This is a genomic window from Campylobacter concisus, assembly GCF_002165775.1.
Lineage (GTDB): Bacteria > Campylobacterota > Campylobacteria > Campylobacterales > Campylobacteraceae > Campylobacter_A > Campylobacter_A concisus_E.
The window spans coordinates 81,936-108,292 of record NZ_NDYP01000003.1; the positions used below are offsets into that span (position 1 = coordinate 81,936).

The following is a 26,357-nucleotide window of genomic DNA, read 5'->3' on the forward strand; positions in this document are numbered from 1 at the left end:
CCTTTGAAATTTTGTCTCATTATATCTAAGAATCTATAAATTCAAACAAAATTAGATACAATTTGCCCAAAATTTAAGGAGCTAAAAATGGCAGATCAAGCTTTACAAACCGTTTTTTTAAACGGAGAATTTTTGCAAAAAGATGAGGCAAAAGTTAGTGCTTTTGATAGAGGATTTATATTTGGTGATGGAATTTATGAGGTTGTGCCTGTGATAAATTCAAAAATGGTTGATAAAGATGGATTTTGGGCGAGGTTTGAAAGAAGTTTAAATGAAATAGATATAAGCTTGCCCTATGAAAAGGAAAAATTTGAAGCGATCTTAAACGAGATAATCTCCAAAAATGCCTTAAAAGAGGGCGGAATTTACATGCAAGTAACAAGAGGCGTGGCGTTTAGAAATTTCTATTTCATAGAAAATTTAACACCAAGTGTCTTTATTTTCTGTTACGAGGGTGAAATTTTAAACAATCCTGCTGCAAAAACTGGCATAAAAGTCGTGAGCGTCGAGGATATCAGGTGGAAAAGGCGTGACATCAAGTCTATCTCACTTCTGGCTCAGTGCTACGCTAAAAATAAAGCTCACAAAAAAGGTGCAGATGAGGGCTTTATGGTAGAAAATGGCTTTGTTACAGAGGGCTGTAGCTCGAGTGCTTTTATCATCAAGGATAAAACTTTAATTACAAAACCACTTTCAAATGAAATTTTGCCAGGAATTCGCCGAATGAGACTTTTAAAGATTGCTAAAGATATCGGCCTTAAGATAGAGGAGCGAAAATTTAGCATGGATGAAGTTTATGGCGCTGATGAAGTCTTTATCTCGGCTGCAACACTCATACTCTTACCAGTCGTTTATGCTGATGGCAAGGCAATAAATGGCGCAAAAGTGGGAGAAATTTCAAGCAAACTTCGTGAAATTTATGCTGGTGAACTTTTAAAAGAAGCTGGACTTTGAGAGAAAAAATCTTAATAAGTGCTTGCCTAGTCGGCATAAATTGTAAATTTAACGGCGAAAATAATCTCTTAAATAAAGATGTTTTGGATGAAATTTCAAAGAGATATCATCTGCTTTTTGTTTGTCCAGAGGTTTACGGTGGGCTTAGTACGCCAAGGGAGCCAGCTGAGATGAAAAATGGTGCAGTTATTTGTAAATTTTCAGGTAAAGATGTGAGCGAAAATTTTAAAAAAGGAGCAGAAATTTGCCTGAGAATAGCCAAACTAAATGGTTGCAAAAAGGCTATTTTAAAATCAAAAAGTCCAAGTTGTGGAAGTGGACAAATTTATGACGGAAGTTTTAGTAAGAGGCTTATTTTAGGCGATGGCATCACAGCAAAACTGCTAAAAGAAAATGAAATTTTAGTTTACGTCGAAGATGAGATAGTAGGGTTTGATGTTTGATAGGCTAAAAGACAACATTATACTTGAGGTGATTTTTAAGTACATCATCTTGTTGTTGCTTTTTATCTGTGTGATCGGTCTTTTTATGAGCGGCGTTCTTTTCTTGAATGGGGAGATGAGTGAAAATTCGCTGAATTTACACATTTTCTTTGGCTTTAGTTTGGTTGTCTTGACGATTGTTCATAGTTATGTTAAGAAAAAAAAGTTAAAGAAGCTAAGCCTTGAGTTTAAAAACATCTTAAATCACAAGCCAGTGCAGATGGATTGTAACACTACTAGATTTTTAAACGCTCTAAATGATGTAAAAGTGGGCGAGCTTTCAAAGAAATTTGGCTCGGATATTGTAAAAATTTTGAGATCAAATGACATAAAAGTAAAAAGCGAGAATGAGACGATGAAACAAATTTGTAAAAACAACGATGAAAAGATGTTTTATGTTTTTGTTTTGATTGTAGAAGCTATTTTTAAGGATAAGGAAAAAAGTTGAAAAAGGGCATATTTTTAGCATTTAGTGTTGCTTTGTTTTTGGGATGTTCGCAGACCCAGCCAAAGCCAAGTGTGCAAAATTCTTTACCGGATGAAAATGTATATAAGCCAAATGAACGCATTAGTTTGCTTGATTTTGAAATGAAGCAAGATGCCTCGTCGCTACCGAAAAATATGCAAAGTGCAAGCTTTGACCAAGAAGAAATTTTAAAAAGAAGGTTTAAGGTTTTTACATTAAGGGGCGTAAAATTTAATCCAAACGATGTCTTTTGGGCATTTAATATATATAAGCCAAGCGAAAAGAGAAAGTATTTTGGCTCAAATTTTAGACAGATACCTCAAAGCTGGTTTGACGCACAAAAGGACAATGCAAATTTTTCAGCTCTTTCAAGCATATCTGCTTATGCTTTAACTTCGGCAAACACAGCTTTGAGAAATTTTCCAACCGATGAGCCGATATTTTTAAATCCGCAAACTCCAGGAGAGGGCTATCCGTTTGATTATCTGCAAGAATCAACCCTAAGCATCGCTCACCCACTTTTTGTCTCACATCTTTCTAAAGACAGGGCATGGGCATTTGTTAGCGATGATGCGGTTTGGGGTTGGGTAAAGGTCGAGGATATTAAATTTATAAGCGACGATGAGGCAAATGCCTATCAAAAATCAAGTTTTGTGACTATAAAAACGGATAAAATGCCAGTTTATGATAAGGCCGGAAATTTCTTGTTTTATTCAAGAGTTGGAGCGATACTGCCAGTTTTAACTCAGGATAGTAAAAATTACTACGGTAAAATTTATGTAAGAAATCTCTTGAGAGAATTTGTGTTGCCAAAGTCTGTTGGCGCTCTTTTTCCTCTTAAATTTAATGACTCAAATCTAAAAACACTTATTAGTTCCCTTCTTACTCAGCCTTATGGTTGGGGTGGGGTCGATAAGCTAAGGGATTGCTCGCTTTTTACCAAAGATCTGCTAGCAAGTTTTGGCGTGTGGTTACCCAGAAACTCAAGAGCTCAAGCAAATATGGGGCAAAAATTTGATCTAAAAGGACTTAGTAACGCCGCTAAGACAAAAGAGATAAAAGAAAAAGGTGTGCCATATCTTACACTCGTGCATCTGCCAGGGCATATCATGCTTTATGCTGGATACAAGGGCGATGATATATATGTGGTGCATGATGCTTGGGGGTTAAAAACCGAAAATAACGGCAGGGCGTTAATCGGTGCTACGGCAGTCACTACATTAAACATCGGACAAAACAGAAGCGATATACAAAACTCAAATTTGCTTATTTCAAAGGTCGATTCTATAAATGTGATAAAGCCCGAAAATGTAATAAGTGATAAAGCTAGAAAAATTTTAGCTTTACAAAGGGCTTATGATGTTAAGGTTGAGGATAATTTGGTCAAATTCGGTGATGGAACAATATTTGTCTATGATGACTTTAAACAAAAAGATGATGAGTGTAGTATTGGTGCTGATATAGAGGATATGAATGCGCTTGATTACGCTGCATTTTCGCCGCTTAGCACTGCACTAAGTGATGCTGGCAGATGTAGAAACTACGAGCTTTTAGGCAAAATTTATGGCTCAAGCGAGAGCGAGGTAAAAGCAAATTTGGTAGATGTCGTTTGGCTAAAAGATAGCTTTGCGATGAAACTACCATTTAACTCTAAAAATGGAGCCGCAGCTGCTTTACAAGATGTAAGTAATGAGCTAAATGAGATGGTAAAACATGATATGAGTTTGCTCGAGTATTTAAAAGATCCAGGCGGGACATTTAAGTGGCGCATCATCGCTGGCACAAACCGCTTGAGTCCGCACAGCTACGGCATTGCGATCGATATAAATGTGAAAAAGAGCCACTACTGGCAGTGGAGCAATGGCTATCAAAACCTCATCCCTGAAAAGATAGTGCGTGTTTTTGAAAAACATAAATTTATCTGGGGTGGACGCTGGAAGCACTTTGATACGATGCATTTTGAGTATCGCCCAGAGATGTTTGAGTAGATGAAAGATCAAATTTTAGAAATTTTATCTCGCTCAAACGTCTTTTTAACAGGCGGTGGCGGTGTTGGCAAGAGCTATCTAACTGCCTCTGTCATCAGATACTACAAAGAAAATTTTAAAAACGTCATAATCCTTGGCTCAACTGGTATAAGTGCCGTTAGCCTTGGAGGAGTTAGCTTGCATAGTTTTTTTAAATTTGGCTACTGTAAGGACTATGAGGAGCTAAGGCGCTTTGACTATCATCAAAAAGACAAACTAAGCAAGCTAAGAAATATGCTAGATGCATGTGATCTGCTTGTAATTGATGAAATTTCAATGGTGAGCTCAGATTTAATGGAGATGATAAGATACCGCTTACTTACTTCCAAATTTAAAGGTAGGGTGCTTATAGTGGGTGATTTTTATCAGCTTCCGCCAGTGCAAAAGGAGCAAAACGAAAATAGGCTTTTTAATTTTTTATACGCTTTTAACTCCAGTGCGTGGGAGGATATGAAATTTACAAATGTCGAGCTACTGGTCTCAAAGCGTACAAACGATCTTAAATTTTATGAGATTCTCTCTCGTCTTAGAGTTGGCGAGCTAGATGATGAAATAATTAGCTATATAGAGAGTTTAAGAGTGACCAAGATAGAGCCAGATGATGATACAAGTGTACTTTTTGGCAGAAATGCCGAGGCTGAAATGCTAAATCAAAAAAGGCTCTCAGAGCTTAGCACGCCACTTGAAATTTCAAACTCAGATGTGAGCATTTTGGATGAAAATTTAGATAAAAAAGAGTTTGAAAAATGGGCAAATACGCTAAATATCTCAAGGGATTTGGAGATGAAGATAGGCGCTAAGATCATCTTTACGTCAAATAAATGGGGTGAGTACTATAACGGTGAGCAAGGCAAGATCATGCAAATCTTAAAAGAAAACGGAGTCATCTCAAGCGTGATCGTGAAAAAAGATAGCGGCGAAATTTGCGAGATAGAAAAAGCCGCTTATATATTTAGTTCGTTAAATTTAAACGAAGATGAGATCGAAGAAAATGTACAGGCATCGCTCTATCAGTTTCCATTTAAGCTTGCTTACGCTCTAACTATCCACAAATCTCAAGGAATGAGCATAAACTCGCTCATTTGTAATATCAACCATATTTTTGCCAAAGGACAACTCTATGTCGCACTTTCTCGTGCAGTAAGTCCTAAAAATTTAAAACTTTTTTATGATAAAAAAAGTGATTTTAGGCAGCATTTAAGAAAAGTGGTTAAAATTGACGACGAAGTTAAGAAATTTTACCAAGAAAACGTATTTTTGCATATTAAGGAGAATTTATGAGAAAGCTATTTTTAAGCCTTGCTTTTTGTGTTTTTGCATTTGCAGACGTGCTAAAAGTAAGAGATTTTCAAACAGATATTTATTCAAAAGCTGGACAAAATTTAACAAAAAAGATAAATATGAACCTTGAAGTTGTCGGACGTGATGTTGAAGAAAATGAAGCGTATGTGCTTGATGCTTTAAACATAATAGTTGGTAGCTTTTACGTGGAAGATATTTTAACCTCAATGGGAAAAGAGAAATTTAAAGAGCTTTTCATAAAATACGCAGCCAAAAAGCACTCTCTTGATATCGATGATGTGCTTATCTTAAATATAAAAGTGATAAATAATCTTGAGCTAAGCGAGATCATAAAAGCAATAAAAAGCCAAAATTTATGCTCCGATCCAAGTGTTAATGAAGAGATTATAACAAAACCAGAAAAGAAGAAAAAAGGCAATGAGATCATCATCTCGCCAGATCCAAATGACGTAGTTCAAAAGCCTATTGATCTAAATAATGTTCAAGAATTTGGAAAAGATTTTGGAGAAAAGTGAGTAAATTTGGCTAAAGCTAGCCAAATTTATTGATTTACAATGTCATAACCTTGAGGAATGACAGGAGTTAGCGTCTCTTGTGGTATGAGCGCGTCTTTTACTGGGTTGCTTAGAGTTATTTTTATCTTATTTGAAAGCTTGTCTTTATAGTCAATCGTCGTTGGAAGCGTGTTTTTAATAGTTATAAAGTACTCAACTCCGTCGTATATTGCTTTGTAAAGTGTTGGTTGAATTTGCTCCGCATGAGCCAAGATTTGTGTCAAATTTGGCGTATCATCAAGCTTTGAAATGATGGCTTGCTCGAGCTCGTCCTCAATCACGATCACACGCTCTTTGTTAAAATAAATTCTTTTTGGCGTTGGACTTTCATATATCCAAAGTGCAGTATTGTCGTTTTTTGCGTAAAATCTACCCTTATAATTTATGCTTTTGCCTTCGCTAAATACAGTTTGCGTAAAGTCACTTTGAAGGCTTTTGAAATTTAAGCCAGCACCAAATGAGCAAACTGCAACGAGAGATGCAACTAGAAATTTTCTCATTTTTTATCCTTTTTTGGCGTATTCTAGCCCAGTTTAATTAAATAAATAGTTAAACTATGCTAAGATCCAAAGTTTAAAAATTTAGGAAGGTAAAATAATGATTTCATCGGTATTTAGAAAGATATTTGGCACCAAAAACGATAGAGAAGTCAAAAAGTATATAAGACGCGTTGCACAGATAAATGCACTCGAGCCAACTTATGAAAAGATGAGCGACGATGAGCTTAAGATCAAATTTAATGAACTAAAAGCCCAAGTAGTAGAAGAAAAAGTCACTTTAGATGAAATTTTAAATGATGTTTTTGCGATCGTTAGAGAGGCTAGCAAAAGGGTGCTTAAGATGCGCCATTTTGACGTACAGCTAATAGGCGGAATGGTACTAAACGAGGGTAGGATCGCTGAGATGAAAACGGGCGAGGGTAAGACCTTGGTGGCGACTTTGCCAGTTATATTAAATGCGATGAGTGGCAAGGGCGTGCATGTAGTGACCGTAAACGACTACCTTGCAAAGCGTGACTCTACGCAAATGGGCGAGCTTTATAACTTTTTAGGCTTAAGTGTCGATGTGATACTAAGCGGTGGATACGATGATAACGTAAGACAAGCTGCTTATAACGCCGATATAACATATGGCACAAACTCAGAATTTGGCTTTGACTATTTACGTGACAATATGAAATTTGAAGCTGGTCAAAAGGTGCAAAGAGGCCATAACTTTGTTATCGTGGACGAGGTCGATAGCATCTTGATAGACGAGGCTAGAACTCCGCTTATAATCTCTGGCCCAACAAACCGCACGCTTGATGGCTATATAAGAGCTGATCAAGTCGCAAAACAGCTTACTAGAGGTGCTCCAGCTGATCCAAACGTGCCAGGTTCAAAGCCAACGGGAGACTTTATAGTAGATGAAAAAAATAGAACGATAATGATCACAGAAGCTGGCATAAGCAAGGCTGAAAAATTATTTGGTGTTGAAAATTTATATAACCTTGAAAATGCTATACTAAGCCACCACTTAGATCAAGCTCTAAAAGCTCACAATCTCTTTGAAAAAGACGTTCACTACGTTGTAAAAGAGGGCGAAGTTGTTATAGTTGATGAATTCACCGGACGTCTAAGCGAGGGTAGACGCTTTAGTGAGGGACTTCACCAAGCACTTGAAGCAAAAGAGGGTGTAAAAATCCAAGAAGAGAGCCAAACGCTAGCTGATACAACATATCAAAACTACTTTAGGATGTATAAAAAGCTTGCAGGTATGACTGGTACGGCTCAGACTGAGGCCACTGAGTTTTCTCAAATTTACAACCTTGATGTTATCTCGATCCCTACAAATGTGCCAGTTATCAGGATCGACTCAAATGACCTTATCTATAAAACCCAAAACGAGAAATTTAAGGCTGTTATCGACGAGATCAAAAAAGCTCACGAAAAGGGCCAGCCAGTGCTCGTAGGAACCGCAAGTATCGAGCGAAGTGAAGTGCTTCACGAGATGCTCAAAAAAGTTGGCATCCCACACTCTGTGCTAAATGCTAAAAACCACGAAAAAGAGGCTGAGATCATCGCACAAGCTGGTGTAAAAGGCGCTGTAACTATCGCTACAAATATGGCCGGACGTGGTGTTGATATCAGGATCAACGACGAGGTTAGAGACCTTGGCGGTCTATATATCATAGGCACCGAAAGGCACGAAAGTAGAAGGATAGATAATCAGCTGCGTGGTCGTGCTGGACGTCAAGGGGATCCTGGTATGAGTAGATTTTACCTAAGTCTTGAAGATAATCTTTTAAGAATTTTTGGTAGTGACCGCATAAAAGCGATCATGGATAGGCTTGGTATCGACGAGGGCGAGAGTATCGAGAGTCGCATGGTAACAAGAGCTGTTGAAAATGCTCAAAAGAAAGTTGAGAGCTTGCACTTTGAGGCTAGAAAGCACTTGCTTGAGTATGACGACGTGGCAAACGAGCAAAGAAAGACTATCTACAAATACCGCGATGAACTACTTGATAAAAACTACGATATGAGCGAAAAGATAGCTCAAAATAGAAAAGAGTACGCTGCAAATTTACTTGATACAGCTGAAATTTTCCATGGCGGCTTGAAAGATGACTTTGATATTAAAAATTTATGCTCTATCATCCTTGCAGATTGTGGCGAAGAGATAGACGAGAGCGAGCTAAAAGGCCTAGAGTATGATGAACTAATAGAAAAGATTGCGCAAATTTTTGAAGTAAGATATAACGAAAAAATGAGCGTGCTAAATGAAGATCAAAGAAAAGAGATAGAGAAAATTTTATACCTTCAAGTACTTGATAATGCGTGGAGAGAGCACCTCTATCAAATGGATATCTTAAAAACTGGTATCGGCCTTAGAGGGTATAATCAAAAAGATCCGCTTGTCGAATACAAAAAAGAGAGCTATAACCTCTTTATGGAGCTAGTTAGCAGGCTAAAAAGTGAGAGTGTTAAGACACTTCAAGTGGTGAGATTTAAGAGCCGTGAGGAGCAAGAAGAGCAAGCTAGAATGATGCTTGAAGCTAGTCAAAATTCTGAAAATGAGCATTTAAGCTACAACAACCAGGACGAGAAATTTACACCAGAGAAAAAGATACCAAGAAACGCTCCATGCCCTTGTGGAAGCGGTAAAAAATATAAAGATTGCCACGGCAAAAGTGGCCCTAAAAAAGGCATATTTGCTTAAAATTTCTACTTTTAATAAGGCGCCAAAAGCGCCTTAATCTTTTAAAGGCTATTTGATGACAAGCTTACCAAAGTACCTATTTTTTAAATATTTAAGATTTGATAAAACTCAGCCATTTATCACTCTAAGTGCCTTGCTCGCCTTTCTTGGCGTTAGCATCGGACTTATGGTCTTAATCGTTGCGATGGCGATTATGAATGGATTTGATAAAGAATTTGAGCGTAAACTTTTTACGATGAACTATCCAATAACCGTTCAAAGTGCCTTTAAAGGCTCTATTGATGATGACTTTGTTGATGAGCTAAAGGCTAGATTTAGCGACCTAAAATTTAGTCCATTTATAAGCACACAGGTCATTTACCGCTCGGCAAATGCACTTGAGGGCGGACTGGTTTATGGCGTAAATTTTAAAGATGAAAAACAGATAAACTCAGTCGTAAATGAAGCCTTAAAAGATAAAGAGCTAGATGGTTTTGAGATACTTGTGGGAAGTGGCATAACGAGCGAGTTTAGACTAAGAGATGATGAGAAACTAACGCTTATCTTTACAAAGGCTGATCCTGCTGGCTTTTCACTAACGCCAAAGATGAAGCGCTTTGGTATCGGTGGCTCATTTACATCTGGGCTAATCGCCTACGATAAGGCGTTTTCATATACTTCAGTTGATGCTTTGAGGAAAATTTTAGACTATCCAAAAGGCGTTTATGATGGAATTCATATTTTTTCAAGTAAGCCATTTGATGATATAAAAAGGGTGCGTGAGGGACTTCCAGCTGGCGCTGTTGCCATTGGTTGGTGGGAGCAAAATGGCAATTTTTTCTCAGCGCTCGCACTTGAAAAACGAGCACTTTTTATCGTTTTGATGCTAATTATACTTGTGGCGTCGCTAAATATCATAAGCTCGCTGCTAATGACAGTGATGAACCGCAGGCAGGAGATCGCCTTGCTTTTAGCGCTTGGTGCTAGTAAAAGTGAGATAAAAAGAAGCTTTTTCTATCAAGGGCTAGTAATAGGGGGCGGTGGCATTATATTTGGCTTAGTGCTTGGCTTTTTAGGGCTATTTTTGCTTGGAAATTTCAACATTATAGACTTGCCGGCTGACGTTTATGGCTCAAGCAAACTACCACTCGAGCTTTCAACCATCGATCTTGTGCTTATTGTAGTTGGAGCTGTATTTATCGTGGCTATCTCGTCTTATTATCCAGCTAAAAAAGCCACAGAAGTAAATGTGCTTCAAACTTTAAGAAATGAGTAGAGCCTAGAGACTTAGGCTTGCTCATTGCTTGTAAAAGTTATTTTTAAAAGATTATTTTAAAACTGGAATAAACTCGTAAAATTCTAGGATAAATTTATACTTTTACGCTCTTATATCATGATCGATTTTGCATTGAAGAGCCTCGTGTACGAGTGTTTTTGCCATGACGCGCTCTTCGCTTATAAGGTGGAAATTCTCGCCTAGCTCGCCAAAGATATCTTTGTTGCCCTCGCCATTTGCTTTGATGATCGTTTGGATATTTGCGCCGTAGTCTTTGATCTTTTGCGCGATTAGCTCAACTCTTTGCTCGTTATTTACAGTTATGATGACAGCGGCTGCATCGTCTAAGCAAGCGTTTTCAAGAGTGTTGCTTTGAAGCACATTTCCTAAAAATACATTTTCCCCGCGGCTCCTACCAAGCTCGACTAGGCTGATATCATTATCAAGCACGATGTATAAAAGCTTTGTCTCTTTTAGTCTTAAAACTACCTCTTGACCGAGCCTATCATAGCCAAAGACTACGATGTGATTTTTTAGTTTTTGTGGTTTTAAGGTCTCGTTTGACTCAACTACCATCTCACGCTCTACAAGATCAGCTAAGACATCAAGCTTTTTAAGTATAAAAGGTGTTGCAAACATCGATATAACAGAGGCTGCGATGAAAATTTGAGCTGTTTGTATATCAAGTAAATTTCTAGTAGTCATTAGTCCAAAAACAGCTAGTGCAAATTCGCCTATTTGACAAACACTAAGTGCGGTTTTTGCAGCAACTCTTCGCTTCAAATAGATATTTAAGATAGCAAAAACAACAACCGCTTTTATAACCATGACACTAAATACTAGGCCAAGAACAAGCCAGATGTTTGAGATGACGACAGCAAAATTTATCTGCATACCAACGGTTATAAAAAATAGCCCTAAGAGCAAATCTCTAAAAGGTATGAGATCAACTTCGATTTGGTGTTTATACTGTGTCTCAGCCATCATCATACCGGCCAAAAATGCACCCAAAGAGTATGAGAAGCCAAAGAAGTGAGCCAAAGTGCTAGAGCCAACGACCATAAATAAAATCGTAGCTATAAAAACCTCTTGCGAATTTGTTTGAATAACTTTATAAAATATCCAGTTGATGACATATTTACCAAGTAAAAATAGCACAACAATAAGAATAATCGCACTTGTAAATGTCTTTAGTAAAAGCTCATTTATTGAAGCATCTTGCGAGCTAAACATATCTATCATAAGCAAAATAGGGATGACGGCAATATCTTGGAATAGTAAAATTCCAAGTGCTTTTCTACCGTAAATTTTACTCACATCGCCACTATCGTTTAGCGTTTTTAGCACGATCGCAGTTGATGAGAGTGCAAGCGCAAGACCTGCAATAAGTGCCGTTTCGTCTTTTAAGTGAAGGGCATAATAAAGCATAACGCCCATTATAAAGCCACTTAAACAAACCTGTAAGCCACCGTTTAAAAAAACCTCTTTTTTCATGCCCATTAAGTGTTTAAAGCTAAACTCAAGCCCAATGGTAAACATCAAAAATGCGATACCAAATTCCGCGATATGAGAAATTTCATCATTGCTTTTTAGGTTGAAAAATTCTGATATAAGCGTACCAGTTACGATGTAACCGATGATGGTTGGTATCTGAAATTTCTTAAAAATGACGTTTAACGCGACTGAGATCGCTGCAACAAGCAAGAAACCTTCTAAAATTTGTTCCATATATTATTTTTTGCCTTCATAAAATACAAGATCAAAGCTACTTTTTCTCTTTACAAGCGATCTTTTGGTGCTTGTTTGACTGGTAGCTTCGTGTAATTTTTTATTTAGCTCATCAATAGTTGATTCTAAATCGTCAATTTTTTCTTTCAACTGAAGTATCACATCAACGCCGGCTAAATTTACACCTAGTTCACGGGTTAAATTTAGTATAGTTTTTACGCGATCAACGTCTTTTTGTGAGTAGAGCCTCATCTTGCCATCTGTTCTTGATGGCTCGATAAGTCCCTCTCTTTCATATTGTCTTAAAGTTTGTGGATGTATGCTTAAAACCTTTGCAACAACGCTTATTAAAAAAAGTGGTTCTTCATAATTTTGCATTTTTTACTCCGGTAATTTTTCTTTTAACTCTTTTACTAAGCCCTCATCAAGCTCACTGATATTTGGAAGTTTTACCCTGGCTTTTAGGTAAAGATCTCCGTAAATTCCGCTCTTTCTGTTTTGCACGCCATATCCTTTTAAACGGATCTTTGTACCTGTTTTTGAGTTCTCAGCGATCTTGATCGTGACATCTTTTTTATAAGTATGTACATCGACTTTTCCGCCAAAAAGCATAGTTTTTAGTGGAATTTCTATATCTTTATAAAGATCGTCTCCGACTCTTTCATATTCGTCGCTTGGCTCAACGCTAATAGCAAGTATAAGATCGCCTTTTTGACCACCAGCGCTCTTGCCTTTGCCTTTTACGCGAAGCTTCTCGCCACCTTCTATGCCACTTGGAATTTTTATCTTAATGCTTTCGCCATTAAAATTTATCTTATGTTCGCCACCAGTTACAGCTACGTCAAATGGTATAGAAATTTTTGCATTTACGTCTAGACCAGCTCCGCCAAAGCCAAATCCACCACTGCTAAACCCATCAAAGCCTCCAAAATTACTACCAAATCCGCTGCTAAATTTGGCTCCACCGCCACCAAAGCTACCTGAGAAGATATTCTTTAAAATTTCGTTTAGATCGCCCATATCGGCTGAGCTACTGGCAAAGTCGTGGAAATTTTGACCGCCAAACATAGTATCGCCGTACTGGTCGTATTGAGCTCGTTTTTTATCGTCACTTAAAATTTCATAAGCAGCATTTATCTCTTTAAATTTATCTTCTGCTCCAGGGTCTTTATTGATGTCTGGGTGATATTTTCTGGCAAGTTTTCTATAAGCTTTTTTTATCTCGTCGCTTGAGGCACCCTTTGAAACCCCTAAAGTCTCATATAAGCTTTCACTCATATATTCTCCTTATATTTTTTTGATACGAATTATATCACAAAGCTTTAGTCTATGCAAGTCAAGTTTATTTTTGTTTAATAACAAGAAAAAGTGTTAAGATTTTATTTTTTCACTATATTTATAATTTGCAAAAATTTTTAGATTAAAGGAAAAAAATGAAAAAGATTGTGCTAATTTCATTAGTAGCAGCTTCTTTTTTAGTGGGGGCTGATATTAAATTTAATGAAGCTAACTCTAATATCACGAGAGTCTCGCCACTTAGCGATAAAAATAGCGTACTTTCTTATTATGACTCGATCGCTCAGGCAAAGCTTTCAGTTGTAAATATCTCAACTACAAAAACGGTAAATAACGCTGGTATTGAGCAGATGTTTAATGACCCTTTCTTCAATGAATTTTTTGGATTTAACTTTGCAAAACCAAAAGAAAAAGAAAAAACTACTTCGCTTGGTTCTGGCGTTATTATCTCAAATGATGGATATATCGTTACAAATAACCACGTTATTGAAGATAGCGACCAAATAGTCGTAACCCTTGCAAATGGTGGCAAAGAGTATAAAGCAAAGCTAATAGGAAGTGATCCAAAAACCGATCTAGCCGTCGTAAAGATAGAAGTAAACGGACTAAATGCTATCACTTTTGCAGACTCATCAAAGCTGCTTGATGCAGATGTCGTATTTGCAATAGGTAATCCATTTGGCGTTGGTGAAAGTATCACTCAAGGTATCATTTCAGGGCTAAATAAAGATAATATCGGCCTTAATCAATATGAAAATTTCATCCAAACAGACGCCTCGATAAATCCTGGCAACTCAGGCGGCGCTTTAGTTGATAGCAGGGGATATTTAGTCGGAATAAACTCAGCCATACTTTCAAAAAGTGGTGGCAATAACGGCATTGGCTTTGCGATCCCATCAAATATGGTAAAAGATATCGCTAAAAAGCTGATAACTGACGGCAAGATCGAGCGTGGCTTTATCGGCGTTACGATTGCAAATTTAACAGATGAGCAAAAAGAGCTTTATACAAATAAAGAGGGTGCTTTAATAAGTGGCGTAGAGCAAGGCATGCCAGCAGATGAGGCTGGACTAAAAAGAGGTGATTTGGTCATATCAGCTAACGACAAAGCTATAAAAAACGCAAATGATCTTAAAAATTTCATCGGTTCACTAACTCCAAATAGCAGCGTTGATATAACTTACGAGCGATCAAATAAAGTGATGAATGCAAAAATCAAGCTTGCAAACGCTGATCACAATTCAAAAGACATAGCAAAAAGCATTATAATCGAAGGACTTAGTGTTAGCAATCTAAGCGATGAGATAAGATATAAATACAAAATCAGCCCAGATACTCAAGGCGTGCTAGTAACTGACGTAAAATCAGGCTCAAAAGCTGAAGACTTTGGCTTTGAAAGAGGTGATGTGATCGTGCAAGTTGGTGAAGAGAGTATAAAAGATCTTCAAACATTTGCAAATACAATCAAAAATACAAAAGGTAAAAAGACACTAGTGTGGATAAATCGCGGTGGTATCATACAAGGCCTTGTTATAAAATAATCATTTAAGAGCTGAAATTTCAGCTCTTAACCCTTTTAAATTTTTAAAATCTTAATCTGCTATAATCCTTAAAAATAAATTTACAACAGGAAAGATCATGACTAGAATTTTAATGATAGAAGATGATATGGAGCTTGCTGAAATTTTAACCGAATATCTAGAAAACTATGATATTGAAGTAGTAACTGCTGAAGAGCCATATATCGGACTTTCTACGCTAAATACAAGTAAATTTGACCTAGTGATACTAGATCTTACATTGCCTGGTATGGATGGATTAGAAGTTTGTAAAGAGATCAGGAAAAATCACAATATCCCTATTATCATATCAAGTGCAAGGCATGATATAACAGATAAGGTAAATGCTCTTGATAACGGAGCAGATGATTATTTGCCAAAGCCATATGACCCACAAGAGCTTTTGGCTCGTATCAAAAGTCATCTAAGAAGGCAGAGCATCACCCCAGCAAGTGAGGCGAGAAATTTAAATAAAGACCTGGTTTTAAAAGAATTTGAACATGAAATTTTATTTAAAGGCAGTGTCTTAAATTTAACTGCCGCAGAATACGACATCTTAAAATACCTACTTTTAAAAGAGGGCGGAGCGGTTACTAGAGAGGAGCTTATCTATAACTGCGAGAGCATAAATGAAGATAGCTCAAACAAAAGTATTGACGTCATCATCGGCAGGATTCGCCAAAAACTAAATGAAAATCCAAAAGAGCCAAAATACATCCACGCGATCCGCGGTATCGGCTATAAATTGGTTCTTTGATGCCAAGATCGTCTATATTTATCACGATAACGTTTATCTTTGGACTCGCGCTCGTTTCGATATTTCTAGCCTTTTTGTGGCTCATGGGCTTTGATAAGCAAAACTATACAAGAGAACTAAATAACAAATACTCAAACGTCGCTAGGACAAATTTATTTTATATGGGTGGCATCATAAATAAAGCTCAGTACGACCGTCAGCTTTCAAATATCGATATGCCAGAGATCAAAGACGAGAAGAAAAAGGATGAAATTTTAAAACAAGCGACTGTTTTAGAAGAAATTTCAAGCGATTTAGGCTCAAGCGCGATCTTGCTTTATGATAAGCACCACTACTTAAGGATTGAGCATTTAGACGAGCTAAAGCTTTTAATGGATAAGGAATTTCAGCCTTATAGATACGAGGTGATAAAGGCTGTTTTTCTGGTGGTTGCGGTCATCTTGCTAGGTGCTTACATTTTTGTTATCTATAAAATAAAACCGCTTAGAAAGCTAAAGCGTCAGATCGTAAAATTTGCAAATGGTGAGCTTGATGGCGTACAAAATGTTGGCAACGGCAAGGATGAAATTTCTGAAGTTTCTGAAGCATTTTATGAGGCGGTTTGTCAGATCAAGGCGCTTAATGACTCAAGGCACCTTTTCTTAAGAAACATAATGCACGAGCTAAAAACTCCTATCACAAAAGGGCTAATCGCCGCTCAAATGATAGAAAAAAGTAAAAATCAAGAAAGGCTAATCTCGGTCTTTCACAAGCTTGAAAATTTGATAAACGAACTTGCGGCGATCGAGCAGATAACATCAAAAATAGGACTTAGTAATAAAACGCCATGTTTCATGAGAGATCTCATCGATGAGGCTATCGATATAGCCATGGTAGAAAAAGAGTGTGTTGGTGTCAGTGAGCTTGATGAGGTTAGGGTGCTCGTTGATTTCAAGCTATTTTCAGTTGCTATAAAAAATATGATAGATAATGGCATAAAGTACTCAACTGATAAGCACGTAAATATCGTTGTTAGCAAGGATCATATGAAATTTATAACCCAAGGCGAGAAGCTAAAAAATGATCTTGACTTTTATATCCAGCCATTTATTAAAGGAGAGGATGCGCAAAAAAGTTTTGGACTAGGTTTATATATAGTTAGCAATATACTTGATGCTCATGGACTCAAATTTAGATACGAATACAAAAACGGAATGAATGTTTTTGTTTTTGAAAATTTACAAGATATAATAGTGACTTAAATAAAACATAATAAACAAAAGAGGGCTAAAAATGGCAGCAAAAATTTTCTCACCAGATGATATCTTATCAATAATAGATCTTGAAATAGCTTTTATAAATCGTTATAAAAATGTAAAAGATTATGCAAAAAATTTATCTTTGATATATTTTTCTTTGCCAAGTACTAAAGAGTATAGTGAGCTCTTTGAAAAATTTTTAAGACAAACTGACGTCGTTGTAAGAGAGAATGAACATTATGTGGTCGTGCTTCATGGAACAAATGAAAGAGGAGCTAGCGAACTATTATCAGGTATTCAGGAGTTTTTAAACGCTGAGCCAATTGATTTGATTGTAAGCTATCCAAAAGATGGAAGAAATGCTAAAGAGCTTACTACTAAGCTTCAAGATGAGATAAAAGATAATTACGGCGTATTGCTTGAAATGCTTTCAAATCAAGAAAAATTTGAAGCTTTTGAAAGCATGATTTAATATAATTTTGTGGAGTTTGTTTGGAGAATTTACTACTATTTTTTGCAGTTTTGCTTATAACCAGTATTCTTCTTAGCAAGATCTCTGATAAATTTGGAATTCCATCTTTAATAATATTTTTAGGCGTTGGTATGCTAGCTGGCTCAGATGGGCTGCTTGGTGTAAATTTTGATGATCAAATGATCGCTCAAAATGTCGGCATGCTAGCACTTATGTTTATACTTTACGCTGGTGGGCTAGATACTGATTTTGCAGCGATTAAGCCTATTTTTGGCAGAGGTTTAGCGCTTGCTACACTTGGTGTTTTTTTAACCGCACTAGCTATTGCTCCAGTTGCAAAATATCTGCTTGATTTTACCTGGGCAGAGGCCTTTTTGCTAGGCTCCATCATCTCTTCAACAGATGCAGCAGCTGTTTTTGCCATACTAAGAGCTAAGAAAATTTCACTTAAAAATAGCATTGCACCATTGCTTGAGCTTGAATCTGGCTCAAACGATCCAATGGCGATATTTTTAACTATGACGATCATTCAAATGATCTCACTAAATAGCACTCCAACAGCGACTGAGTGGGCGATTACACTGGTTAAGCAGTTTGGCATAGGTATCGCTATGGGCTATTTATTTGGCGTTGCTTTGCCGGCCATTTTTAATAGACTTCGCCTAAAAAACTGGGGTCTTTATCCAGTTTTTTCTATCGCTTGGATATTGCTTTTATACACACTTTGCTTTAAGGTTGGTGGCAATGGCTATTTAGCTGTTTATATAGCTGGAATTTTTATAAACAAAAAAGAGTTTTCTCATAAGAAAAATTTAGTCGGTTTTCACGACGGTATCGCTTGGACGATGCAGATAGTTGTCTTTTTGACGCTTGGTCTTTTAGTAAATCCTTCCGAGCTTCCAGCAACGGCACTAATGGCGCTTGTTTTGACCTTGTGGCTTATGTTTTTTGCAAGGCCACTTGGTGTTTTTGCATCGCTTGCATTTTCAAAATTTAAGATAAATGAGCAAATTTTTATCTCTTGGGTTGGATTAAGAGGTGTTGTGCCAGTGGTGCTAGCTACCTATGTTTATGTCGATGGTGTGCGTGATGCGGATATGATTTTTAACATTATATTTTTTATGGTTTTGATTTCGATTTTGATACAGGGTATGTCACTTGGCTTTGCGGCTGATAAATTTAAAGTCAAAGAGAGTGAGCAAGAGGATACTAAGCTGGTAGAAAACTCTCCGATTCTAAGCTATACACTTCGTCAGCATACCATACACTATGGCTCAAAATTAATTGGCAAAGATTTGGCTCAGCTTGAGCTTCCAAGCGAATTTTTAATAATCCTAATAAAACGTAAAAATGAGTACCAAAAGCCAACTGGCTCAACAATCTTTGAAGAAAATGACTTGCTACTGATACAATGCGAAAATCAAGTGCTTTATCAAGATACGATTAAGTATTTGACTTATTAAAATTTTTGATAAAACTTGCCACATTTCATTTCTCTTTGTAAATTTTTAAAACTTTACTCGCTTGCCTTAGCAGACTACTAAATTTAACTCTCGCAAGCTTTTTTACTAAATTTAGAGTCGTGATATACTCGCTCGTAAATTTTTAAAATTTTTCTAACATAAACACATACAGTGTGTTAGCATAATTGCATGCTGTCTATAACGTAAGTTAAATTTCTAGCCCAAAATGAGCTAGAAATTTCTTTATTCTAGGGCTTGAGCCAGATCAGCTATCAGATCCTCGGCGTTTTCAAGGCCTATACTAACTCTTATCAGCTCTTTTGTGATGCCAGCTTTGATTAGCTCTTCACTGCTTAGCTGTTGGTGTGTAGTTGAAGCCGGGTGCGTGATGAGCGACTTTGTATCGCCGATATTTACCACGATCTTAAAGAGTTTTACGCGCTCTAACATCTTTTTTGCGCGCTCAAAGCTATCAGTCTCAAAGCAAAATAGCCCATTTGTCATGCCATCTTTAAAGTATTTTTGCGCCTTTGCGTGATCTACGTTGTCGGCAAGTCCTGGGTATGCTACGCTTTTTATATGCTTGTGAGAGTTTAGAAATTTAGCCACTTTTAGGGCATTTTGTGAGTGCCTCTCAACTCTAACAGCAAGCGTTTCGAGACCTTGTATGAGCTGCCAAGAGTTAAACGGAGAGATTACAGCGCCGATGTCACGCACGATAGCAAGCCTCATTCTTAGCGTGTAGATGTCAAAACGATCCGTCATATCAGCATAGACGATGTCGTGATAGCTCGCATCTGGCACATTAAAATGCTCATATCTCTTGTTGCCTTTTAGCTTTTCGTTTAGGTGATTTGCACTTATGACCACACCTGCTAGGCTAAGACCCTGACCGCTCATATATTTGCTAGCACTATGCACGCAAACATCGACGCCATGGCGAAGTGGCTGAAAGATGATAGGCGTTGGCACGGTGTTATCGGTGATGCTAATGATGCCATATTTGTTTGAAATTTCTACGATTTTTTCTATATTTGGGATAGAAATTTGCGGATTTGAGAGCGTTTCAAAAAATATAGCCCTCGTTTTATCATCTATCAAGTCCTCCAGATCATCAGCCGTATCGCTGTCAAAGACTCTGGCCTCTATGCCAAATCTTTTTAGTGTGTGCGTAAAAAGTACTGTCGTGCCGCCATAAATTTTTTTGGCGATGATGATGTTATCACCTGCCTGGGCTAAATTTATGATGCTGTAAAACAAAGCTGACTGACCGCTTGCAGTCGCTATCGCAGCGGCTCCGCCCTCAAGCGCAGCGACCCTCTTTTCAAAGATATCTGTCGTTGGATTGCCAAGCCTTGTGTAGATGTGGCCGCCATCTTTTAGATCAAACCTAGCTGCGGCTGTCTCGGCACTTCCAAAGTCGTAAGCCGTGCTTTGAAAAATAGGCACAGCCATCGTGCCAAAGCCCTCATGTGTGTCGTAGCCTACGTGGATCGCAGCGGTTTCTTGCCTCATTTTTGCTCCTTTTAAGGTGATTTTGGCGTAAATTATACATTAGCAAAGCCAAAATTTAGGGGATAAAATCAAATTTTGATATAATTTGCCAAAAAAAGGAAAAATTTGAACCAAGTTACGGACAAATTTAAACGTGTAAAATATCTTCGTGCGCTAGAAAAATTTGCAAAATCAGCGATAAATGGGCTAAAAAGAGATGACTTTGATGAGACTGAATTTCGCCAAAGAGTGGAGAAAAACGCGAAAGTCATCGAAAAAGTCGAAGCTGTCTATCTTGATCAGCCATACTCAAAGGCACTAGAAAATTTTATAAATTTGCTTATCAAAAACGCCCCAAAAGAGGAGCTTTTGAAGGCGGCAAACCTGCTTGATAAGCTAAAAAATCAAAAGACATATAAAAAAGAGAAACATAAAAATAAATTTAAGGATGAGGATTGAAAGTAGTTATTTTCGATATGGATGGCACTGTAATCGATAGTGGCGAGGCGATATATAAAACGGTAAATGAAGTAAGAAATGAGCTAAATTTATCGCCACTTGAAAAAGAATTTATCATAAAAGCGATCAACGAGCCAGGTAGAAATTTACCCCTTGAGTTTTACGGCATCGACACGCCAAGTAGGAGCTTAAAAGAGGGCTTTGAAGAGAAATTTAAGAAATTTTACGATGAGTGCGCGACTATATATGAGGGTGTAAAAGAGCTTTTGCAAAAGTGCAAAGAGGCTCATTACAAAGTCGTTTTGGCAAGCAACGCACCACACGATACGCTAGAGAAAATTTTAAAGAAAAATGAAATTTACGAGCTATTTGACGAGGTCATAGGCGCTAGCAAGGAGATACCACAAAAGCCTGATCCTGCGATGCTTCACCTAGCTGTTAGTAAAACTAAAGCTAGTAAGGCGATCTTTGTTGGAGATAGCCTAAAAGACGAGCTAGCAGCCAAAAATGCAAATATGCCTTTCTTGCAAGTTAGCTGGGGATTTGGCGAGGAGAGCAAAACTGCCACATATAACGCTAAAAATGTCAGCGAGGCGTGGGAGATAATATTAAATTTTTAACTTAGTTTTAATTGGCTATAATCTTAAGAAATTTTCAAAGAAACAACGATGATAGATATATTTGAGGGCAGTGCGAGAGATAAATTTTATGACATTTTGTTTAACGCAAATGCCGTTTTGGTTAAAAACGAGATAGATAAAATTTTTGAAAAATTTGTGGCTATGAGTGAGCTTTGTGAAAAGCATGGCGTTAGTGAAGATGAGATCAGAAATTTTATAGCCTCAGAGCAAGATAAAATTTATAACGGAGTAAATGACCTATATATCGAGCTTAGTGGAGAAATTTTAAGCCAAAATGAGTAAGATTTTTGCACTCATTGCTTTGCTAACCGCTCTTGTTTTTGCAAAAGAGCCAAATTTTGACCCAAGCTCAGTGCATACATTTGAGCTTAAAAAAGATGAGTGGGCAAGAGTTTTTATAACTGAGAAGCGAACTCAAAGGGTTGAGACGTTTGACTTTCGTTGGACGCTATTTGATAGCACAAATATCACCGTGCAAAGCTTTTTTAGGCGCTATCCAAGGCAGATGGTCTTTTCGCTAAGGCAAGGACAAAATACCTACATGCAGCGAGTTTTGCCTGATTTTACGATGCCGCCAAATGAGAGCGTGAGTCTTTATATATCATTTATTGATTTTAAGGATAAAAAGGCGCATTTTAGGGTGGCTTTGCTAGATGAAAGCAAGCGTGTGGATGTGGGTTTTAGAGATCCAGATGAGGCTAAATAGAAGGATAAAAATGGATAAAATCGATGAAATAATGGGTAAATTTATAAGCGAGCTTGGCTACAAAGAGGCTTTTGAGATGTTTTTAAAGATAAGCTCTGGCAAAAAGCTGCGCTCAAGACTTCTTTTAAAGATCGCAGGCGAGAGCGAAATTTCTCTTAAGCTTTGCGCTATCATCGAGCTTATTCACCTTGCAAGCTTACTGCACGACGACGTCATAGATGAAGCGAATATAAGACGCGGCAAGCCAAGCATAAACGCGCTTTTTGGTAGTAAAAACTCGGTTATGTTGGGCGACATCCTCTACTCAAAGGCTTATTTTGAGCTTACAAAGTTTGATTCAAGCATCGCAGCTATCATCTCAGATGCAGTCAGCAAGCTAAGTATCGGCGAGATGATGGATGTAAAAATGGCTGAAAATTTTAATGAAAACGAGCAAGAATACTTAAAAATGATCTACTATAAAACAGCCGTTTTGATAGAAGCCACGGCTATTTGTGGGGCAAAGCTAGCTGGCAAAGATAGTGAGAAATTTGGAATTTACGGCAAAAATTTAGGCCTTGCGTTTCAGATCGTTGATGATATATTAGACATAACTCAAGATGAGAAAACACTTGGCAAACCAGCGCTCAACGACTTTGTCGAAGGCAAAACGACACTTCCTTACATTTATCTTTATAAGAGCTTAGATGAAGCTGGCAAAGCAAAGCTTAGATCGCTTTGGTCAAAGAAGCTAAACGCGGGCGAAATTTCATGGCTAAAAGAGGAATTTGTTAAGACAAATTCGCTTCAAAAAGCAGTAAATGAAGCAAAAAGGCTTGGGACTGAAGCGATAGAAGCGATAAAAGAGTATAAAAATGCCGAGCTTGAAGGGATCATAAAAAGCATGATAGATAGGGAATTTTAATGCACTATTTAGATATAAGTTTTACATATAAAAATACTGATATTTCGGTTAGAGAAAAGCTTGCATTTGATAGCGATGAGAAAAAAGAGCAAATTTTAAAACTACTAAGATCAAACAAAAGTATAAACGAATGTATGGTTTTAAATACATGCAACCGCGTCGAGATAATTGCAAGCGTTAGTGATCTAGAAAGTGCAACGACGCATGCATTTAGGTGTATGTCTGTATTTTCAGGTGTTTTTGAAGATGAGCTTTATGAGAGGGCTGATATTTATGAAGATAGCGGAGCCGTGCACCACCTCTTTGCCGTGGCAAGCTCACTTGATAGCCTAGTCGTCGGCGAAACGCAGATCGTTGGCCAGATAAAAAATGCCTTTAAATTTGCTTACGATAGCTCAGCTTGCGGCGAACAAATCAGTAAAATCATCCACTATGCATGTAAATGTGCTGCTAAAGTTAGAAATGAAACTCAAATTTCTAAAAACCCGATCTCTGTTTCAAGTGTGGCTGTGGCAAAAGCAAAAGAAATTTTTGGCACGCTTGAAGGAAAAACTGCTATCGTCGTAGGTGCTGGCGAGATGGGCGAGCTAGCAGCAAAACACCTAATCTCAAGTGGCGCAGAAGTCATCATCATAAACAGAAGCTCCGAGCGTGTTGAGCAGCTAGTTGATAGCCTTGGCGATAACGCGAGCTGGGATAGCATTTTAAAATTAAAAGAGTATGTAAATAATTACGATCTAATATTTTCAAGCACCGCAGCCCCGCACGCTATCATCACAAACGCCATAATCGAACCAAGAGAATTTCACAGATACTTTTTTGATATTGCCGTACCAAGGGATATTGATCTTATAAATACAGAATTTATTAGTGTCTATACGGTCGATAGTTTAGAGGAGATAGTAAGGAAAAATTTAGCCCTAAGAGAGGAGCAAGCGCAAAAAGCTTATTCGATCGTAGGTCAAGGCACAAGCGAATTTTTAAAAATTTTAAAAGAAGATATGAGTGTGCCACTAATAAAATCTATCCGCAAACAAGCCGAAATTTGCGCTAAAAATGAGCTAGAAAAAGCGATAAAAAAAGGATATTTAAAGCATAGTGATTATGAGGAGGCGCAAAAGCTCATCCATCAGGTCTTTAAGGCATTTTTGCATCAGCCAACGATGAAGCTAAAAGGGCTTGCAGACGAGGAGAGATCTAGCGAGCTCTCAAATGGAGTTAGATTTTTATTTGATATAAAAGAAGAGCAAAATTTTCAAGTGGGAGATATAGATGAGATTTAGTAAATTTTATGCACCAACGACCAAAGAAGCACCAAAAGACGCCTCTTTACCAAGTCATAAATTTTTAATAAGAGGTGGATTTGTCGAGCAGATAGGCTCTGGTCTTTATAACTATCTACCGCTTGGAAAGATCATGCATGAGAAAATTTCTCGCATCGCGCGAGAGGAGATGGATGAGGCTGGTGCGCTAGAGGTGAGCTTTAGCGTGGTTACTTCAGGCGAGCTTTGGAAGCAAAGTGGACGTTACAATGTCTTTGGCAAGGAGCTTTTACGCTTTAAAGATAGAAAAGAAAATGACTTTGTTATAAGCCCTACAAACGAAGAGGCAGCCGTTGCTTTGGTACGCGGCAAGGTGACTAGCTACAAGCAGCTGCCACTAAATTTATACCAGATAAATACTAAATTTCGTGACGAAGCAAGACCACGCTTTGGCTTGCTAAGAGGACGAGAATTCACAATGAAAGATGCTTATAGCTTTCACTCTAGCAAAGAGGATCTAAAGCGTGAGTTTGACCTTATGGAGGCAACTTATAGCAAAATTTTTACTCGCTTGGGGCTAAATTTTAGAGCTGTTGAAGCTGATAGTGGAGCTATCGGTGGTAGTGGCAGTAAAGAATTTATGGTGCTTGCAAGTAATGGCGAAGATGATATCCTTTGCTGTGAGGCTTGCAAATACGCTGCAAATATAGAGGCTGCTAGAAGAAAAGCTAGAACAACCGATGCTGAAGTGCCAGAGGCTGACGCGGCTAAATTTAAAACGCCAGATACAAAGACTATAAAAGGTGTGGCAGAATTTTTCAAAGTTAGCGAGTTTTATTGTATAAAAGCTGTTATTAAAAAAGCTATTTATGAAGACAGAGAAGAAGTTGTGGTCTTTTTTGTAAGGGGCGATGATGAGCTTCAAGAGACAAAGGCACAAAATGCTTGCAAGGCACTTGAGCTTGTCGATGCTAGTGAAGAAGAGATTATAAAAGCTGGGCTTGTGGCTGGATTTTGCGGACCGGTTGGGCTAAAGGATGTAAAATTTTACATAGACAACGAGCTAAAAGGCGCAAATAATATGATATGTGGTGCCAACGAAAAGGATTACCACTTTGTTGGCGTTAGTGTTAGCGGATTTAACGAAGAGAGATTTAAAGACCTTGTAAAGGTAAAAGAGGGCGATAAATGTCCAGAGTGTGGTGAAAATTTAAAACTTAGTAAGGGTATAGAAGTCGGTCATATTTTTCAACTAGGCGATAAATATTCAGCTGCGATGAATGCGACATATCTTGATGAAAACGGTAAGGCAAAGCCATTTTTGATGGGCTGCTACGGTATTGGTATCAGTAGGCTGATCGCTGTGATGATAGAGGCTAGCCACGATGAGAAGGGCTGCATCTGGAAAAAAGAGTGCGCGCCGTTTGACGTGGAGATCATCATTTCAAATTTAAAAGATGAAGAGGGCGTAAAATTTGCATTTGAGCTTTATGAGAGCCTTAAAAAAGCTGGCGTTAGCGTCATCATCGATGATAGAAACGAGAGATTTGGCGTTAAGATGAATGACTTTGAACTCATCGGCTTCCCTTTTGCGCTACTTGTAGGTAAAGAATTTGCAAATGGTAAGGTTGAGTTCATAACAAGAGATGGTTTAAGCAAAGAAACGATTGGTGCAAACGAAGCCTTTAAAAAGATAAAAGAAAGCTTATGAGATTTTTTGCATTTTTGTTTTTTTTGATAGAAGCGATATTTATCTATCTTTTTGTTGATAAATTTGGCTTTTTAAACTATTTTCTCGAGGTGCTAGTCTCTGGGTTTGTAGGCATTGCGCTTCTTTTAAATGCTGGATTTTCTAGCTTAAATTCGCCTCAAGTGGCGTTTAAAAGCTTTCTTGGCGGAAATTTATTTAGTCAGTTAGGGCTTAGCTTTGGCGGAATGCTTTTGTTTTTGCCAGGAATTTTAACAGATATTTTTGGTATAGCCGTAGTCGTTTTTTCTTTGATATTTAAGAAAAATGTAGCAAAAAACGAGAGCTATCAGGAGTTTAAATTTCAAAATTTTAGCGAACAAAGTACTAAAAAAGATGATGGCGAGATTATCGACGTTGAGGTCATAGAAGAGCCAAAAAGAGTAAATTAGG

The 26,357-nt window shown here is 37.7% G+C and carries 25 protein-coding genes and 2 pseudogenes; 22 read left to right on the plus strand and 5 right to left on the minus strand.

Annotated elements, in window-relative coordinates; all coding sequences use genetic code 11:
* Window positions 1-87: 87 nt before the first annotated feature.
* The 6 genes from B9N66_RS03720 to B9N66_RS03745 are packed head-to-tail and all read left to right on the plus strand — an operon-like array spanning window position 88 to window position 5,746.
* Window positions 88-954 carry a D-amino-acid transaminase gene (locus B9N66_RS03720; RefSeq protein WP_087579943.1) on the plus strand — a complete coding sequence of 289 codons (867 nt, stop codon included), beginning with the start codon at window positions 88-90 and terminating at the stop codon, window positions 952-954.
* Window positions 951-1,397, plus strand: a complete 447-nt coding sequence (locus B9N66_RS03725) for a DUF523 domain-containing protein (protein WP_087579944.1) — start codon at window positions 951-953, stop codon at window positions 1,395-1,397. The genes B9N66_RS03720 and B9N66_RS03725 overlap by 4 nt, the downstream gene beginning before the upstream one ends.
* The gene (locus B9N66_RS03730; RefSeq protein WP_087579945.1) at window positions 1,390-1,884 is read left to right on the plus strand and encodes a chemotaxis protein; all 495 of its coding nucleotides are present in this window, start codon (window positions 1,390-1,392) and stop codon (window positions 1,882-1,884) included. Before B9N66_RS03725 ends, B9N66_RS03730 begins: the two co-directional genes overlap by 8 nt.
* Window positions 1,881-3,890, plus strand: coding sequence for a bifunctional C40 family peptidase/M15 family metallopeptidase (locus tag B9N66_RS03735; protein ID WP_087579946.1), 2,010 nt, complete (start codon window positions 1,881-1,883; stop codon window positions 3,888-3,890). The genes B9N66_RS03730 and B9N66_RS03735 overlap by 4 nt, the downstream gene beginning before the upstream one ends.
* Complete coding sequence (locus tag B9N66_RS03740; RefSeq protein WP_087579947.1) at window positions 3,891-5,210, plus strand: ATP-dependent DNA helicase; 1,320 nt, start codon at window positions 3,891-3,893, stop codon at window positions 5,208-5,210.
* A complete protein-coding gene (locus B9N66_RS03745) occupies window positions 5,207-5,746 on the plus strand; it encodes a hypothetical protein (RefSeq protein ID WP_087579948.1) in 540 nt (179 codons plus the stop codon). Before B9N66_RS03740 ends, B9N66_RS03745 begins: the two co-directional genes overlap by 4 nt.
* Window positions 5,747-5,772: 26 nt before the next feature.
* On the opposite strand, the gene lolA is transcribed toward B9N66_RS03745, so the two are convergent.
* Window positions 5,773-6,285 (minus strand): LolA-like outer membrane lipoprotein chaperone, encoded by a 513-nt coding sequence (gene lolA, locus B9N66_RS03750; protein ID WP_054196481.1) that lies wholly within the window; start codon window positions 6,283-6,285, stop codon window positions 5,773-5,775.
* A 97-nt stretch (window positions 6,286-6,382) separates the two neighbouring features.
* On the opposite strand from lolA, the pseudogene secA reads away from it, so the two are divergent.
* From secA to B9N66_RS03760, 3 genes and pseudogenes are all read left to right on the plus strand, one after another.
* Window positions 6,383-8,779 (plus strand): annotated as a pseudogene (gene secA, locus B9N66_RS03755) (preprotein translocase subunit SecA); the annotation flags it as partial.
* A gap of 102 nt (window positions 8,780-8,881) precedes the next feature.
* Window positions 8,882-8,983, plus strand: a pseudogene (locus B9N66_RS10080) (SEC-C metal-binding domain-containing protein); the annotation flags it as partial.
* A gap of 55 nt (window positions 8,984-9,038) precedes the next feature.
* Complete coding sequence (locus B9N66_RS03760) at window positions 9,039-10,238, plus strand: ABC transporter permease (protein ID WP_087579950.1); 1,200 nt, start codon at window positions 9,039-9,041, stop codon at window positions 10,236-10,238.
* Between the two features lie 102 nt (window positions 10,239-10,340).
* Here B9N66_RS03760 and B9N66_RS03765 read toward each other — a convergent pair whose 3' ends face one another.
* From B9N66_RS03765 to B9N66_RS03775, 3 genes are read right to left on the minus strand one after another with little or no spacing between them, the layout of a single operon-like run.
* On the minus strand, window positions 10,341-11,966 hold the full coding sequence (locus B9N66_RS03765) for a cation:proton antiporter (protein ID WP_087579951.1): 1,626 nt from the start codon (window positions 11,964-11,966) through the stop codon (window positions 10,341-10,343).
* Window positions 11,967-11,969: 3 nt separating this feature from the next.
* The gene (locus B9N66_RS03770; protein ID WP_084041465.1) at window positions 11,970-12,344 is read right to left on the minus strand and encodes a heat shock protein transcriptional repressor HspR; all 375 of its coding nucleotides are present in this window, start codon (window positions 12,342-12,344) and stop codon (window positions 11,970-11,972) included.
* A 3-nt stretch (window positions 12,345-12,347) separates the two neighbouring features.
* Window positions 12,348-13,244: a DnaJ C-terminal domain-containing protein gene (locus tag B9N66_RS03775; RefSeq protein ID WP_087579952.1), complete on the minus strand. Its 897-nt coding sequence runs from the start codon at window positions 13,242-13,244 to the stop codon at window positions 12,348-12,350.
* Between the two features lie 155 nt (window positions 13,245-13,399).
* Between B9N66_RS03775 and B9N66_RS03780 the strand changes: the two genes are divergently transcribed.
* From B9N66_RS03780 to B9N66_RS03800, 5 genes are all read left to right on the plus strand, one after another.
* A complete protein-coding gene (locus tag B9N66_RS03780) occupies window positions 13,400-14,803 on the plus strand; it encodes a Do family serine endopeptidase (RefSeq protein WP_087579953.1) in 1,404 nt (467 codons plus the stop codon).
* A 97-nt stretch (window positions 14,804-14,900) separates the two neighbouring features.
* On the plus strand, window positions 14,901-15,578 hold the full coding sequence (locus B9N66_RS03785; protein WP_087578684.1) for a response regulator transcription factor: 678 nt from the start codon (window positions 14,901-14,903) through the stop codon (window positions 15,576-15,578).
* Window positions 15,578-16,819, plus strand: a complete 1,242-nt coding sequence (locus B9N66_RS03790) for an ArsS family sensor histidine kinase (protein ID WP_087579954.1) — start codon at window positions 15,578-15,580, stop codon at window positions 16,817-16,819. The genes B9N66_RS03785 and B9N66_RS03790 overlap by 1 nt, the downstream gene beginning before the upstream one ends.
* A 31-nt stretch (window positions 16,820-16,850) precedes the next feature.
* Window positions 16,851-17,288, plus strand: coding sequence for a pyridoxal-5'-phosphate-dependent protein (locus tag B9N66_RS03795; protein WP_087579955.1), 438 nt, complete (start codon window positions 16,851-16,853; stop codon window positions 17,286-17,288).
* Between the two features lie 20 nt (window positions 17,289-17,308).
* Window positions 17,309-18,751, plus strand: a complete 1,443-nt coding sequence (locus B9N66_RS03800; protein ID WP_087579956.1) for a potassium/proton antiporter — start codon at window positions 17,309-17,311, stop codon at window positions 18,749-18,751.
* Window positions 18,752-18,994: 243 nt separating this feature from the next.
* On the opposite strand, the gene B9N66_RS03805 is transcribed toward B9N66_RS03800, so the two are convergent.
* On the minus strand, window positions 18,995-20,266 hold the full coding sequence (locus B9N66_RS03805) for an O-acetylhomoserine aminocarboxypropyltransferase/cysteine synthase family protein (protein ID WP_087579957.1): 1,272 nt from the start codon (window positions 20,264-20,266) through the stop codon (window positions 18,995-18,997).
* Between the two features lie 105 nt (window positions 20,267-20,371).
* Between B9N66_RS03805 and B9N66_RS03810 the strand changes: the two genes are divergently transcribed.
* The 8 genes from B9N66_RS03810 to B9N66_RS03845 are packed head-to-tail and all read left to right on the plus strand — an operon-like array spanning window position 20,372 to window position 26,356.
* Entirely contained in the window at window positions 20,372-20,704 is a 333-nt protein-coding gene (locus tag B9N66_RS03810; RefSeq protein WP_002940272.1) for a hypothetical protein, read from the plus strand.
* Entirely contained in the window at window positions 20,701-21,324 is a 624-nt protein-coding gene (locus tag B9N66_RS03815) for an HAD family hydrolase (RefSeq protein WP_087579958.1), read from the plus strand. Before B9N66_RS03810 ends, B9N66_RS03815 begins: the two co-directional genes overlap by 4 nt.
* Before the next feature lie 48 nt (window positions 21,325-21,372).
* Window positions 21,373-21,627, plus strand: coding sequence for a DUF2018 family protein (locus B9N66_RS03820; RefSeq protein WP_087579959.1), 255 nt, complete (start codon window positions 21,373-21,375; stop codon window positions 21,625-21,627).
* Window positions 21,620-22,051: a hypothetical protein gene (locus B9N66_RS03825; RefSeq protein WP_087579960.1), complete on the plus strand. Its 432-nt coding sequence runs from the start codon at window positions 21,620-21,622 to the stop codon at window positions 22,049-22,051. Before B9N66_RS03820 ends, B9N66_RS03825 begins: the two co-directional genes overlap by 8 nt.
* 10 nt (window positions 22,052-22,061) lie before the next feature.
* Window positions 22,062-22,955: a polyprenyl synthetase family protein gene (locus tag B9N66_RS03830; protein ID WP_087579961.1), complete on the plus strand. Its 894-nt coding sequence runs from the start codon at window positions 22,062-22,064 to the stop codon at window positions 22,953-22,955.
* Window positions 22,955-24,238, plus strand: a complete 1,284-nt coding sequence (hemA, locus tag B9N66_RS03835; protein ID WP_087579962.1) for a glutamyl-tRNA reductase — start codon at window positions 22,955-22,957, stop codon at window positions 24,236-24,238. The genes B9N66_RS03830 and hemA overlap by 1 nt, the downstream gene beginning before the upstream one ends.
* Window positions 24,228-25,928: a proline--tRNA ligase gene (locus B9N66_RS03840; protein ID WP_087579963.1), complete on the plus strand. Its 1,701-nt coding sequence runs from the start codon at window positions 24,228-24,230 to the stop codon at window positions 25,926-25,928. The genes hemA and B9N66_RS03840 overlap by 11 nt, the downstream gene beginning before the upstream one ends.
* Window positions 25,925-26,356, plus strand: coding sequence for an FxsA family protein (locus B9N66_RS03845; protein ID WP_087579964.1), 432 nt, complete (start codon window positions 25,925-25,927; stop codon window positions 26,354-26,356). The genes B9N66_RS03840 and B9N66_RS03845 overlap by 4 nt, the downstream gene beginning before the upstream one ends.
* Window position 26,357: the final 1 nt, after the last annotated feature.

Excerpts from the sequence above, each read along its gene's own strand:
- B9N66_RS03795 (WP_087579955.1), top strand. The coding sequence starts at position 16,851 with ATGGCAGCAAAAATTTTCTCACCAGATGATATCTTATCAATAATAGAT.
- B9N66_RS03845 (WP_087579964.1), top strand. The coding sequence starts at position 25,925 with ATGAGATTTTTTGCATTTTTGTTTTTTTTGATAGAAGCGATATTTATC.
- B9N66_RS03720 (WP_087579943.1), top strand. The coding sequence starts at position 88 with ATGGCAGATCAAGCTTTACAAACCGTTTTTTTAAACGGAGAATTTTTG.
- B9N66_RS03840 (WP_087579963.1), top strand. The coding sequence starts at position 24,228 with ATGAGATTTAGTAAATTTTATGCACCAACGACCAAAGAAGCACCAAAA.
- hemA (WP_087579962.1), top strand. The coding sequence starts at position 22,955 with ATGCACTATTTAGATATAAGTTTTACATATAAAAATACTGATATTTCG.
- B9N66_RS03820 (WP_087579959.1), top strand. The coding sequence starts at position 21,373 with ATGATAGATATATTTGAGGGCAGTGCGAGAGATAAATTTTATGACATT.
- B9N66_RS03745 (WP_087579948.1), top strand. The coding sequence starts at position 5,207 with ATGAGAAAGCTATTTTTAAGCCTTGCTTTTTGTGTTTTTGCATTTGCA.
- B9N66_RS03780 (WP_087579953.1), top strand. The coding sequence starts at position 13,400 with ATGAAAAAGATTGTGCTAATTTCATTAGTAGCAGCTTCTTTTTTAGTG.
- B9N66_RS03790 (WP_087579954.1), top strand. The coding sequence starts at position 15,578 with ATGCCAAGATCGTCTATATTTATCACGATAACGTTTATCTTTGGACTC.
- B9N66_RS03775 (WP_087579952.1), bottom strand. The coding sequence starts at position 13,244 with ATGAGTGAAAGCTTATATGAGACTTTAGGGGTTTCAAAGGGTGCCTCA.
- B9N66_RS03765 (WP_087579951.1), bottom strand. The coding sequence starts at position 11,966 with ATGGAACAAATTTTAGAAGGTTTCTTGCTTGTTGCAGCGATCTCAGTC.
- B9N66_RS03805 (WP_087579957.1), bottom strand. The coding sequence starts at position 20,266 with ATGAGGCAAGAAACCGCTGCGATCCACGTAGGCTACGACACACATGAG.
- B9N66_RS03785 (WP_087578684.1), top strand. The coding sequence starts at position 14,901 with ATGACTAGAATTTTAATGATAGAAGATGATATGGAGCTTGCTGAAATT.
- B9N66_RS03825 (WP_087579960.1), top strand. The coding sequence starts at position 21,620 with ATGAGTAAGATTTTTGCACTCATTGCTTTGCTAACCGCTCTTGTTTTT.
- B9N66_RS03740 (WP_087579947.1), top strand. The coding sequence starts at position 3,891 with ATGAAAGATCAAATTTTAGAAATTTTATCTCGCTCAAACGTCTTTTTA.
- B9N66_RS03830 (WP_087579961.1), top strand. The coding sequence starts at position 22,062 with ATGGATAAAATCGATGAAATAATGGGTAAATTTATAAGCGAGCTTGGC.
- lolA (WP_054196481.1), bottom strand. The coding sequence starts at position 6,285 with ATGAGAAAATTTCTAGTTGCATCTCTCGTTGCAGTTTGCTCATTTGGT.
- B9N66_RS03760 (WP_087579950.1), top strand. The coding sequence starts at position 9,039 with ATGACAAGCTTACCAAAGTACCTATTTTTTAAATATTTAAGATTTGAT.
- B9N66_RS03730 (WP_087579945.1), top strand. The coding sequence starts at position 1,390 with ATGTTTGATAGGCTAAAAGACAACATTATACTTGAGGTGATTTTTAAG.
- B9N66_RS03770 (WP_084041465.1), bottom strand. The coding sequence starts at position 12,344 with ATGCAAAATTATGAAGAACCACTTTTTTTAATAAGCGTTGTTGCAAAG.